The organism is Gordonia rhizosphera NBRC 16068, from assembly GCF_000298195.1.
Classification (GTDB): domain Bacteria; phylum Actinomycetota; class Actinomycetes; order Mycobacteriales; family Mycobacteriaceae; genus Gordonia; species Gordonia rhizosphera.
Window position 1 is genome coordinate 79,214 of sequence record NZ_BAHC01000018.1, and the last position, 12,117, is coordinate 91,330.

13 protein-coding genes are annotated in these 12,117 nt (G+C 69.4%); 7 read left to right on the top strand and 6 right to left on the bottom strand.

The window, feature by feature from the left end; all coding sequences use genetic code 11:
• Positions 1 to 18: 18 nt before the first annotated feature.
• From GORHZ_RS01680 to GORHZ_RS01695, 4 genes are all read right to left on the bottom strand, one after another.
• On the bottom strand, positions 19 to 852 hold the full coding sequence (locus GORHZ_RS01680; RefSeq protein WP_006329747.1) for a dienelactone hydrolase family protein: 834 nt from the start codon (positions 850 to 852) through the stop codon (positions 19 to 21).
• Positions 853 to 868: 16 nt separating this feature from the next.
• Entirely contained in the window at positions 869 to 1,243 is a 375-nt protein-coding gene (locus GORHZ_RS01685; RefSeq protein WP_040529700.1) for a nitroreductase family deazaflavin-dependent oxidoreductase, read from the bottom strand.
• 74 nt (positions 1,244 to 1,317) lie between these two features.
• On the bottom strand, positions 1,318 to 2,040 hold the full coding sequence (locus GORHZ_RS01690; protein WP_006329749.1) for a TIGR03089 family protein: 723 nt from the start codon (positions 2,038 to 2,040) through the stop codon (positions 1,318 to 1,320).
• Positions 2,041 to 2,066: 26 nt separating this feature from the next.
• Complete coding sequence (locus GORHZ_RS01695) at positions 2,067 to 4,073, bottom strand: LCP family protein (protein WP_040529713.1); 2,007 nt, start codon at positions 4,071 to 4,073, stop codon at positions 2,067 to 2,069.
• Between the two features lie 227 nt (positions 4,074 to 4,300).
• Between GORHZ_RS01695 and rfbD the strand changes: the two genes are divergently transcribed.
• Genes rfbD through manB form a run of 3 tightly spaced genes read left to right on the top strand, consistent with a single transcriptional unit; the run spans position 4,301 to position 7,264 of the window.
• Positions 4,301 to 5,221, top strand: a complete 921-nt coding sequence (rfbD, locus tag GORHZ_RS01700) for a dTDP-4-dehydrorhamnose reductase (protein ID WP_040529701.1) — start codon at positions 4,301 to 4,303, stop codon at positions 5,219 to 5,221.
• Positions 5,222 to 5,274: 53 nt separating this feature from the next.
• Positions 5,275 to 6,168, top strand: a complete 894-nt coding sequence (locus tag GORHZ_RS01705) for a glycosyltransferase family 2 protein (RefSeq protein WP_006329753.1) — start codon at positions 5,275 to 5,277, stop codon at positions 6,166 to 6,168.
• On the top strand, positions 6,158 to 7,264 hold the full coding sequence (gene manB / locus GORHZ_RS01710; protein WP_006329759.1) for a mannose-1-phosphate guanylyltransferase: 1,107 nt from the start codon (positions 6,158 to 6,160) through the stop codon (positions 7,262 to 7,264). The genes GORHZ_RS01705 and manB overlap by 11 nt, the downstream gene beginning before the upstream one ends.
• 24 nt (positions 7,265 to 7,288) lie before the next feature.
• Here the strand turns inward: manB and GORHZ_RS01715 are convergent, their stop codons facing one another.
• Positions 7,289 to 7,957, bottom strand: a complete 669-nt coding sequence (locus tag GORHZ_RS01715; RefSeq protein WP_006329764.1) for an O-methyltransferase — start codon at positions 7,955 to 7,957, stop codon at positions 7,289 to 7,291.
• A 269-nt stretch (positions 7,958 to 8,226) separates the two neighbouring features.
• On the opposite strand from GORHZ_RS01715, the gene sigE reads away from it, so the two are divergent.
• The 4 genes from sigE (at position 8,227) to tatB (ending at position 11,562) form a co-directional block, all read left to right on the top strand.
• A complete protein-coding gene (gene sigE, locus GORHZ_RS01720) occupies positions 8,227 to 8,838 on the top strand; it encodes an RNA polymerase sigma factor SigE (protein WP_006329765.1) in 612 nt (203 codons plus the stop codon).
• Positions 8,839 to 8,988: 150 nt separating this feature from the next.
• Entirely contained in the window at positions 8,989 to 9,570 is a 582-nt protein-coding gene (locus GORHZ_RS01725) for a hypothetical protein (RefSeq protein WP_006329766.1), read from the top strand.
• Between the two features lie 9 nt (positions 9,571 to 9,579).
• Positions 9,580 to 11,076 (top strand): trypsin-like peptidase domain-containing protein, encoded by a 1,497-nt coding sequence (locus tag GORHZ_RS01730; protein ID WP_083877162.1) that lies wholly within the window; start codon positions 9,580 to 9,582, stop codon positions 11,074 to 11,076.
• A 36-nt stretch (positions 11,077 to 11,112) separates the two neighbouring features.
• Positions 11,113 to 11,562, top strand: coding sequence for a Sec-independent protein translocase protein TatB (tatB, locus tag GORHZ_RS01735; protein ID WP_006329768.1), 450 nt, complete (start codon positions 11,113 to 11,115; stop codon positions 11,560 to 11,562).
• Positions 11,563 to 11,720: 158 nt separating this feature from the next.
• Here the strand turns inward: tatB and GORHZ_RS01740 are convergent.
• Positions 11,721 to 12,117, bottom strand: a 397-nt coding sequence (locus GORHZ_RS01740) for a P-loop NTPase (protein WP_006329781.1), incomplete at its 5' end; no start/stop codon positions are given.

Consider the following 12,117-nt stretch of genomic DNA (forward strand, 5'->3'; position numbering starts at 1 on the left):
GTTGGATCCGGGGGCGCCTCACTGCTCCGGTGGCGTTTCCAACAACCTCTGAACGAGAAAGTCGAGGACCTGTTCCCGCGCTTGGTAGGTGGGCTGTCCGGGCTCATCGATGAGGTCCTCGGTCAGCACCGAATGCGGCTGCGACAGCATCGAATCCGGATTCGCCGCGGAGTCGGGGAGTTCGACCGCGAGGAAGGCGTCACCGAGCTGCTCGTGGAGGAACTCGAATCGTTGTCTCGGTGCCCCGCGGTCGCCCTCGAATCGTAGGCCCATCACCTGCAGACCGGCGGAACAGCGCGACGTCACGCGAGTCAGGTCGGCGTCACTCAAACCGATCGACCTTCGGCGGGACGGAGTCATCGCGAACGGCAGCGCGGGCTGCGACATGACCGGCGCGAGCAGTCGGTCGTCTGTCGCCATGGCCAGAGCGAATCCACCGGTGAAGCACATCCCGACCGCGCCGACGCCCCGACCTCCGCAGCGTTCGTGCTCCTGCGCCGCCAGACCGCGCAACCAGTCCGCGATCGGTGAGGTCTTCCCGGTGGCAAGTACGGTGAACTCGCGGCTGATACAGGCCTTCGCGATGGTTCCGACCATCGTCCGCGCGGTCCCGATCCTGCCGAGATTCGCCGGTCGCGGGTCCTGGCCGTCCACCCCGAACAGCGACGGCATCACGGCGGTCAGACCGCGCGCGGCGACCTTCCGGGCGAAATCGGCCACCTTCGGGGTGATCCCGGGCATCTCCGCGATCACGATCACGGCCGGACCGGTGCCCTGTGAGTAGACGCGCCGGGTCGTGTCCGAGACGGTGACCTCTCGTGCGGTGAAGTCGTCGAGAGAGTCGTTTGTCATGTCTGTCGTCTCCTGATCAGCCGTCGACGATCGTCCCGATGAGGACGGAATCGAAGAGGCGAGCGGGGATTCGGGCTCCGCGAGCGACGTCGGGTGAATCCGACGGGATGATCCGCGGCCGGACCACCTTGTAGTGCTTGGACTTCCGGATCAGTCCGAACTCGCCGGCCGCGGTGACGTTGCGGACCCAGTCGGTGTGGCGGCCGTAGGTCAGCACGATGGAGAGGCGGTCGCCGTCCACCCAGGCCAACACGGGGATCGAGTACTTGGTGCCCGATTTTCGTCCCACGTGTTCGATCATCGCCCAGGGAGCGAACCTCGGCGCCCACTGGCGCTGGATCGGGTTGGTGACCACCTTGTTGAATCGCGCGACCGTCATGGGCATCTTCATGCGTACGAGGATGCCGTACGACGGCCGATTGCGGGAGGTGCGACATCAACTGGCCCTGCTGAGGCCGAGGCCCCTCAGCGCAACACGACCGATGCGCGTTCGGTGCTCGCGAGGTCGGTGATCTTGGCCTCGTCGGCGTGTGCGACGGTGATCAGCGAGGCGCCGGCGACCAACGGCGCCAGGAGGTTCGTGACGATCTCCGACGTCGCGCGCCACGGCCGTAGGGTCAGCACACGATCGCCGGCGCCGACACCGTCGGCCTGCGCGGCCGCAGCGGCGCCGGCCAGCACCACCTCGGTCGTGGCGTCGTCGAGCACCGGGCCGCGTGCCGCCGTGCGCGGCGAATACCGGTCACCGTGTGCGCGGACGGCCGTCGCGAAATCGGTGACACCGATCGGGAGGTCGCGAACCCCCAGCGCGAACGGGTCGAGCGAGGCGACGAGAACCTCGTCGACGTCGTCGTAGTGGTCGATGCGGTCCCGTGCGGTCACGACCGCGAGGACCGTCGTGGGATCCGGGTCGTCCTCGGGCAGCACGACGCGCGCACCGGCCCACCAGGCGCCGAGCAGGATCGCCACGGTCTGCCAGTGCTCGGGCAGGTCGACGAGAAGGATGTCGCCCGAGTCGAACCCGGCCTCGTCGACGAAGAAGTTGGCCGACTTGGCCGCCCAGTTGCCCAGGGTCGCGCCGGACAGTTCGGTCCGCTCCCCGGACTCGTGGTCGTAGTGGGTCAGCAGGGGCTGGGTCCAGTCCTCGAGGACGCCGAATACGGCGTCGGTGATCGATCCGGCGGTCATCGGGTCAGCGCCTCCTCGTGGTGTGTCTAGTTCACGCAGGTCGGGCCGTCGGTGCCGGCGGTGATGGGCGGACGGTTTGCGGCCACCTGCTCGACGGCCGGCGTGCTGTCGGCCTGAGCCCCGGTGTCGCTGATCGAACCCGGCCCCTCGTAGGTGTTGGTGAGGACGGCCCGCAGGCGCCGCTCTGGCAACGACGGGTCGACGCGCACCGGCGCACCACCGAGTTCCTTGGCCAGCAGGCGTGCGCCGGCGTCGTCGGCGTGGGCGTAGACGACGGAGTCACGGTCGTCGGCCGCTCCGCTGGAGGTCTTGCCTGTCTGGAACCCCTTGTTGGTCAGGATGTTCGACACATTCGACGCGAGCCCGTCGATGGTGCCGGCGTTGACCACGTCGACGGTGTAGTCGGCACGGTCGACGCTGCCGGCGCTCGCCTGCTGCTTGTTGAGGAGGCCTTCGGTGAAGGCCTGCACCTGCTTGGGGTCGACTTCGACGACGCTCTGTTGTCCGTCCTCACTCCAGCCCTGCTCGGTGACGACCGGGATGGTGGCGAACTTGACGCGGCCGCCGCTGAGGTCCTTGAGTTGCTCGGCGAACTTCAGGACATCCCAGTCGTCGTCGATGACCACCGACCGGGAGATCGCATTCTGGAGTTCGGACAGCTTGCCCGGGTCGGTCAACATCTGCGCGGACAGCATCTTCTGGGTCAGCGACGCCATGAACACCTGCTGGCGGGTGATGCGGTCGAGGTCCCCACGGGGGAGGTCGTGGCGTTGCCGGACGAAGCTCAACGCCTGCGGGCCGCGCAGCGTCTGGCGTCCGGCGGTGAAGCGTGCGCCCGAGAACGGCTCGTTCACCGGGTTCTTCAGGCAGACGTCGACGCCGCCGACCGCATTGGTCAGCAGGGCGAAACCGAGCAGGCCGACCTCGGCGTAGTGATCGACCTTCACCCCGGTCAGTGTCGCGACGGTGTCGATGAGGGCCTTGCGTCCGGCCAGCGTGCCGTCGTGTTCGGCCTGCGCTTCCGGGGTGCCCGCCTCGACCTCACGGCGTCGGACGCCTTCCTTGGTGGCGCCGTAGGCGGCATTGATCTTCGACATGCCGATCCCCGGGACCTCGACGTAGGAGTCGCGCGGGATCGAGATCGCGGTCGCCGACGATCCGTCATCGGGGATACGGATCAGCACGATGGTGTCGGTGCTGGTCGTGACCTGGTCGCCGGAGCGCAGCCAGCGCAACTCCTTCGCCGAGAGCGGGTTGCCCTTCGCGTCGGTGCGTGAGTCCATGCCGACCAGCAGGATGTCGACCGCGCCGTCCTTCGTGCCGCCGAGGGGCAGGCCGGCCAGCTGGGTGATGTTGGAGTTCAGACTGTTGACGCTGTTCCATGCGTACCCGGTGCACACCAGCACCGAGAGTGACAGCAGCGCGATCAGCCCGCGGCCGACGCCCGTCCGGGCGGTTTTCGACCGCCACGACCACCGGCGTTTCGCGGGCGCGGGCTGCGGGGATCGTGCCGGGTTCTGTGGCCCGGTGTTCTGTGGCCCGGTCGAGGCGGTCCGTGCGGCGTCGGCGGGGCCCGCCCGTTCGGGGCGACGACGAGGCCGGGGCTCGCCGGGTGCCGAGTCGCCCTGGGGTCGACGGCGACGGGCCGCCGCCGGGGGTGCGGCGCGATCGTCGCCGCGGCGGCGTTTGTGGATCTCCCCGGACGCCCGCCTGGTCTCGTCGTCGGCTCCGGAGGGGCGGCGCCGCGGGGGTGGAGCAGACCGGCGACCTTCGCCGGCCGGGCTGCGTCGATCCCCGGAAACACCGCGTTCGCCGGGCGTGCGGCGTTCCCCCGGGCTGCGACGTTCCCCGGGGCTGCGGCGTTCGCCGTCGCGCGGGTCGCGGGAGTCGGCGGGCGGGCGGCGACGACGGGGCTGGTCGGACGCACGTCCCGATGCCGGTGGCTGCGCGCGTCGTGCGCGACCACCGGTGGGCTCGTCGGGCTGTGCGCGACCATCGGATCGTCGGCGGGCACCGTCGGGTCGAGACTCCACGGAGGGGCAATCCCTTTCGTCGTCGGCGAACTTCGGCGCGAGTGTCCACCGCGCGTTGCGCGTGTTACACGAGTGTGTGCCGTTGTTCATGAGATCGGCGTGTCTGGTGTTGCTGTACTGACGCAAGGCTACTGAAGTGAACTCCGAAATCACGGCCGCAACGCCGAGCGGTGTCCCGAGACTCCGATCACCGCCCCGCCGCCCGAGCGCCACACGCATACGGCACGATGTGTGCCATGAGTCCGACTGTGTACCTGGTCGGCGCCGGGGGGCAGTTGGGTGCGGCCGTGCAGGCGCGCCCGAACCCGTCCTGGGTGCTGCGCCCATTAACCTCCGCCGAGATCGACATCACCGACCCGGCGTCGGTGGCGCGCGCGTTGACCGATCTCGGTCCCGGCGACGTGGTGCTCAACTGTGCGGCGTACACGAACGTCGATGGCGCCCAGACCGACGTGGGGCGCGCCTTCGCGGTGAACCGGGACGGACCGGCCAACCTCGCGCGCGCGACCGCAGCGGCCGGTGCCTGGCTGATCCACATCTCCACCGACTACGTGTTCGCCGGCGCCGCAGCCACCGCGGACGCCCCGCGACGGACGGTCCCGTACGAACCCGACGAGCCGACCGGTGAACCCGAGACGGTCTATGGCGCGTCGAAGCTGGCCGGTGAGCGCGCTTCGATGGCCGCCGACCCCCGCACCACGATCGTCCGGACCGCCTGGGTCTACACGGGCGGGCCCGACAGCCCCGATTTCGTGGGGACCATTCGCCGGCTGGAATCGCAGCGCGACGAGCTGAGCGTCGTCGACGACCAGACCGGATCGCCGACCTACGCACTCGACCTGGCCGCCGGGCTGGCCGAGCTCATTGCCGCCGGCCCCGGTCCCACGACCTGCGGAGTGGTGGTACACGCCACAAATGCCGGAGCGGTGACCTGGAATCAGGTTGCGCGGGCGGTGTTCGAGGAGCTGGGCGCCGATCCCGCCCGGGTTCGGCCGTGTACCACCGCCGACTTCCCGCGTCCGGCCCCACGACCGGCGTTTTCGGTGCTGTCCGGGTCGTCGTGGGCGGCCGCGGGCCTGACTCCGCTGCGGGACTGGCGGCAGGCGCTGCACGCGGCCGTGCACTCCGCCGGCGCGGGAGTCGGGTGATGTCGGCGCATCGTGCGACACCGAGTGCGCGCGACGTTGGTTACCCTGACCCGGTGACTGCTCAGCTTGCCGTCGTGACGGTGACCTATTCGTCGGGGGAGCACCTGTCGACGTTCCTGCGGAGCCTGGAGAAGGCGACGTCGGCTCCGGTGCCGCACGTGGTCATCGCCGACAACGGTTCCACCGACGGCGCCCCGGAGGCCGCCGAGCAGGATTTCGACAACGTGACCCTGATCCACACCGGCGGGAACATCGGCTACGGCGGCGGGATCAACCGTGCCGTCACCGAGGTCGACCCCGCCGTGGAGTTCATCGCGATCGCCAACCCGGATGTCGAGTGGGGACCGGGCTGTCTCGACGAACTCCTCGCCGCCGCACGGCGCTGGCCTCGGGCCGGTTCGCTGGGCCCGCTGATCCGTGAGCCGGACGGCTCGGTCTACCCCTCGGCTCGCCGGGTCCCCGACCTCATCTCCGGCGCGGGACACGCGCTGTTCGGTTCGATCTGGAAGTCCAATCCGTGGACCACGGCCTACCGAGCCGACGACGCGGCCCCCAGTGAGCGACCCGTGGGGTGGCTGTCGGGTTCGTGTCTGCTGGTCCGGCGCGCCGCCTTCGACTCGATCGACGGATTCGACTCGCGCTACTTCATGTACATGGAAGACGTCGATCTCGGTGACCGGCTCGGCAGAGCGGGCTGGCTCAACGTCTATGTACCCAGCGCGGAGATCGTGCACACCAAGGGACACGCGGCAGGTCGCAATCCGGAGAAGATGCTGCCCGCGCACCACCAGAGCGCGTACCGGTTCCAGGCGGATCGCAATCCGGGCATCCTGCGGGCGCCGATCCGACTGGCGCTGCGAGTCGGGCTCGCGGTGCGCTCCCGGGTGGCGGTCATCGCGGCGCGGCGCACTACCGACAACAATCGAGGAGGAACCGGTGGTCAGTGACAACCTGGTCGAGGGAACCGAGGTCCCGCCTGCCGTGCAGGCGGTGGTGCTCGTCGGCGGCAAGGGAACGCGGCTGCGTCCGTTGACCCTGTCGGCGCCCAAGCCGATGCTGCCGACGGCGGGAGTCCCGTTCCTCACCCACCTGCTGTCGCGGATCCGGCAGGCCGGGGTCGAGGACGTCATACTGGGCACGTCGTTTCAGGCCCACGTCTTCTCCGAGTACTACGGTGACGGCTCCAAACTCGGCCTGCGGTTGCGCTATGTCACCGAGGAGGAGCCGCTGGGTACCGGTGGCGGGATCCGCAACGTGCTCGACGAGCTGACCGCCGACACCATCTTGGTGTTCAACGGCGACGTGCTGGGCGGCACCGACGTCCGTGACGTGCTCGCCACCCACCGAAGCTCCGGGGCGGATGTCACCATGCACCTCGTGCGGGTCGGTGATCCGCGCGCCTTCGGTTGTGTGCCGACCGACGAGAACGGCCGGGTGACCGACTTTCTGGAAAAGGCCCAGGACCCGCCGACCGATCAGATCAACGCCGGCACCTATGTGTTCCGCCGCTCGGTGATCGAGGAGATCCCGCCCGGCCGCCCGGTCTCGGTTGAACGCGAGGTGTTCCCGAAGCTGCTGGCCGAGGGCCGGCACATCCAGGGACACGTCGACCACGCCTACTGGCGCGATATGGGGACACCGGAGGACTTCGTGCGCGGCTCGGCCGACCTGGTCCGCGGCATCGCACCGTCGCCGGCGCTGGGCGACCGGCACGGCGAGTCACTCGTCCACGAGGGCGCCGGAGTGGGTCCGGGAGCGGTGCTCATCGGCGGGACCGTGGTGGGGCGCGGCGCCGAGATCGGTCCTCGTGCGCGACTCGACGGCGCCGTCGTCTTCGACGGTGCGGTCATCGAGGCCGGCGCGGTGGTGGAGCGCAGCATCGTCGGGTTCGGGGCGCGGGTCGGTCCACGGGCCCTGATCCGGGACACCGTGATCGGCGACGGCGCGGATATCGGCGCGCGCTGCGAGTTGCTCCGCGGTGCCCGGGTGTGGCCGGGGATTCAGATCCCCGACCACGGGATTCGGTTCTCCACCGACGTCTGAGTGCGGTGGCCGACGGTCCGTCGATCAGCGCGCCTTGGCGGCGGCCAGGACGCCGGCACCAAGCGGGATCACCACCGGCAGCAGACGCTCGTCGTCGGCGATCAACATCGCCGCCGCGCGGGCGGCCGCTGCGGGAGGATCGGTACGGGTCGTGTCCGCCACCGCGCCATCGGCGGTGGCGTTGTGCACCACGACCACACCGCCGGGGCGCAGCATCCGGATCGCCTCGGCGACATGACGGGGATGATGGATGAGCGGTCCGTCGACGAACACCAGGTCATAGGAGTTGTCGGACAGACGCGGCAGGACCTCGGTGGGGGTACCGTTGATCAGTCGGGTGCGACCCGGCGCGATGTCGGCGCTCGCGAACGACAGTCGAGCCGCGCGATGATGCTCGGGTTCGGGGTCGATCGTGGTCAGCACGCCGTCCGACGCCATGCCCGCCAGCAGCCACAGCCCGCTGACGCCGGCCCCGGTACCGATCTCGACGACGGCGCGCGCATCGGTCGCGCGGGCCAGCAGGGCCAGCAGGGCGCCGACGGCCGGACTGACCGCGGTGGCACCGAGTTCGTCGGCGCGGGCCCGCGCCGCCACCAGGGCGTCGTCCTCGACGATCGCCGACTCCGCGTAGTCGTGGAGGGCGGCGGATCCCGCCGGTGCCGTCGGTCGGGAACCCCCTGATGAATCGGTCATTCCCCGAGCGTAGGTCGGATTCCGACCCGAGCGTGGGCGGCGCGCCAGCCGAACGTGAATTCCGTGGTCAGGCGTCATTTGCGGGCAGCTTGGCACGCCCGTTCACTTCCTCAGCGAAACCTCAGGTGTCTCATACGGCGACCACACCACGATGGGAGAGGGTTCTAGGTACGCGGGCAGAGAGGGAATACTGCCGCGCCTGATGAGGTTTACCGACGTGAACATCCGACATCGGCTGCGATGTCGGGGAGAGGAAACTAGGCCACCGAATGACTGATCCGCTGGGGTCTGCAGATGTCGTCCCGTCGGGGACGGCCGGGTTCGATGCCACTGGTGACGAGACCCTGATGCCGTCCTGGGATGAGTTGGTGCGTGAACACGCCGATCGCGTGTACCGCCTGGCCTATCGCCTGTCGGGCAATCAACACGACGCGGAGGATCTCACCCAGGAGACCTTCATCAGGGTCTTCCGGTCGTTGTCGAACTACCGTCCCGGCACATTCGAGGGTTGGCTGCATCGCATCACCACCAACCTGTTCCTGGACATGGTGCGTCGTCGTAGCAAGATTCGCATGGAGGCGCTGCCCGAGGAGTACGACCGGGTGCCTGCCGACACGCCCGATCCGCAGCAGATCTTCCACGACGCGAACCTCGATCCCGACCTGCAGGATGCGCTCGACGCGCTGCCCCCTGAGTTCCGTGCGGCCGTCGTGCTCTGTGACATCGAGGGTCTGTCCTACGAGGAGATAGCGACGACGCTGGGCGTCAAGCTGGGCACCGTCCGAAGCCGGATCCACCGCGGCCGGCAGACCATCCGCGACCACCTCGCGGCGAAGGGACACACGGGTAGCCGGTCGGTCGCGGTCGGCAGCACCCGGTAGTCGGTATCGATCACCCGGAGATTCCCCGGGAACCGCAGCCGCCCCGACATCGTTGGGACCTTCGGATAGGCTGGGTTGTCGCCCCGCATACACATTGGGTCCGGAAGACCATGCGGGCGACGACCGCTTGGTGGAAGAGGTGAGCGTCAGATGGAGATGAACCGAGGTCGAACCACCTCGGGGGGATGGGACGAGAACCCGCCGTCAGCGTCGAATCTCCGCGGACGCCGTCGCTCGGCCTGGAACCCGGCGACCTGGTCGCCGGTCACCGCGTCGTTCTCTCCCAATCGCACCTATCGCGCGCCGGGCATGGCCGGCGGCCGACGGTTCGCGCCGACCGAACATCTCGCGGCCGAGGCCGTGGCCGCGTTCGTCGACGGTGAGCTCGGTGTGACAGCCCATACACGGGCTACGCAGCATCTCGCACTGTGCCCTGAATGCATGGCGGCCGTCGACGCGCAGATGTCGGCGCGCGCCCGCCTGCGGTCGGCCGGTGACGTGTCGATACCCGCCACGCTCCTCGGTCAGCTCAGCCAGATCCCGACGCAGGAGATCGATGTCGCCGATACCGAAGATCGGCGCGACGACGTGACGCCGTGGCACCGCGACGGCCGCACGAGCCCGATGGAGGCGCCGGGATTCCCGGTCACCGGGGCCGATCGCGGCGTCACACCCGATCAGGCCGTCCAGCCGAGCACTCGCGCGCGGATGAGCCGGTGGCGGGGCCGCTGACACGTGGACATGACAGGGCAGAAGACCGGGGAGGACGCCCTCGAGCGATCCGTCGACGGCGCCGAGGGCGCGTCGGCTCCGGCCACGTCACGGCATGCGGCCATCTCACCGGAGACGGCCGCGGTTTTCGGCCGTCCCGACGGTGTGCGGGGGTCCTTCGACCAATCTCCGGATTCTGATCGGCGGGGACCCGCACCCGAGATCGCCCCACCCGACCCCGTCCTCGCCGAGGCATTCGGCCGACCCGAGGGCGAAGCGGACACTCTGCAACGGGATCCGCTCGCGGCCTACGGGGTACCCGATACCCCGGACTCACCGGCCGACCCGTGGCGGGACCCGGAGAGCATCGCCGCCATGGATCAGCCGGCGCTCGCCACCCCGACACAGGCCGAACCCACCGATCCGGGGCCGAGACTCGGGGTCACGGACGTGCTGTTCGGTCGGCGAGTCGCCTGGCACGCGCTTGCCACCCTCGGCGTGCTCGCCCTGCTCATCGGGGTGTTCGGTGGTCTCGTCGGCCGGTGGACCGCCGAGGTCGTGGCACCGCTGAACTCGGATTCCGTAGAGTTGTCCACTGCCGACGGCCGCGGCGACGCTCCGCGATCGCCCGTTGCCGAGGTGGCCCGCGCCGTCGAGAAGTCGGTCGTCGCCATCGACGTCCGTACCTCGAGCGCGGTGGGGACCGGGTCCGGATTCATCATCGACCGCGACGGCTACATCGTCACCAACAATCACGTCATCTCGATGGCGGCCAACGACCGCAACGCCAAACTCGAGGTCGTGTTCTTCGATCGCACCCGGGTTCCGGCACGGATCGTCGGGCGCGACGTCAAGACCGATCTGGCGGTCCTCAAGGTCGACAACGTCGACAACCCCACGGTGTCGACGCTCGGCAATTCCGACACCCTGCAGATCGGCGAGGAAGTGGTCGCCTTCGGCTCACCGCTGGGTCTCGATCGCACGGTGACCAGCGGCATCGTGAGCGCGCTGAACCGGCCCGTGCCGTTGCGGCCGGATGCCGAATCCGACACCGACGCGGTGATCGACGCAATCCAGACCGACGCCGCGATCAATCCCGGCAACTCCGGTGGTCCGCTGGTCAACGATGCTGCCGAGGTCGTCGGCATCAACACCGCCGGACTGGTACCCGGCGGCGGATCGATCGGTCTCGGTTTCGCCATCCCGATCAACCAGGTGATACCCATCGCCGAGACGCTGATCCGGCAGGGCAAGGTCGACCACCCGCAGATCGGTGTGAACGCGAGTTCGGTCCGCAACGACCGGGTGCTCGGCGCGCAGATCCGCAACGTCGTGGCCGGCGGGCCCGCGGACCGTGCCGGGGTGCGCGAGGACGACGTGATCACCTCGTTCAACGGCCGCCCGATCGAGAGCGCCGACGAATTGACCGTCGCCGTGCGGACCGCGAAGATCGGCGAGGCGGTCCCGTTCACGTACTGGCGCGATGGCCGTACATTCGATGGAGACATCACGCCGCAGAGCGACTGATGGCGGAATCCGGGTTCGAGCGACGGGGAAGACGAGATGTTCAGCAGTATCGGTTGGGGTGAGATCGCCGTCCTGCTGGCGGCCGGGCTGATCATCCTCGGGCCCGACCGCCTTCCCGGCGCGGTGTCCTGGACGATGAAGTCGCTACGGCAGGTGCGCGATTACGCCACCGGGGCGACCGACCAGCTGAAAGACGAACTCGGTCCCGACTTCGACGAGTTGCGCAAACCGCTGGCCGAACTGAACGAACTGCGGGGGATGACACCGCGCGCGATGGTGACCAAGCACCTGCTCGACGGCGACGATTCGCTGTTCACCCTCGGCCTCGATGCCACCACGGTGGACCGGTCGAGCACCGACACGCCCCCGATCAAGCCGGTCTCCGCGCCCGTGCCGACGGACCCCCCGGCGGCCCCCGCCACCACCGGCGACGTCACGCCCCAGGCCCCCCGTCGCCGCTCCGTCACCGACTGGGACGCCACGTAGAAGATCTCCCGGTTCGTCCCCCGCCTGCCGGGTCGTCGCTCGCCACCAGCACCTGTCTCACGACCATGCCGGCAGCCGGCGTGCCACTCGCGGACCAACCGGCACTCGGCGGACGACCGTCGAGTGCCGCAGCCGAGGTGGCTTCAGAAGTCGTGGGCTCAGGTGTGGCGGGTGGTGTCGATACCCAGGCTCATACCGGCCAGGCCGCGCCGGCGGACCGCCAGCTTCTCCGCGATGGCGCGCAGCGCCGACCCCGACGGCGAGTCCGGGGCCGACAGCACCACCGGCTCACCGGCATCCCCACCTTCACGCAGGGCCGTCTCGAGGGGTACCTGACCCAGCAGTTCGACGGGTGCGCCGACCGCTCTGGTCAGACGCTCGGCCACCTTGGCACCGCCTCCGGACCCGAAGGGTTCCATCCGCGTGCCGTCGGGCAGCTCGAGCCAGGACATGTTCTCCACGACACCGAGAATCTTCTGTCGGGTCTGCAGTGCGATGGCGCCGGCCCGTTCGGCGACCTCGGCCGCCGCCTGCTGCGGGGTCGTGACGACGAGG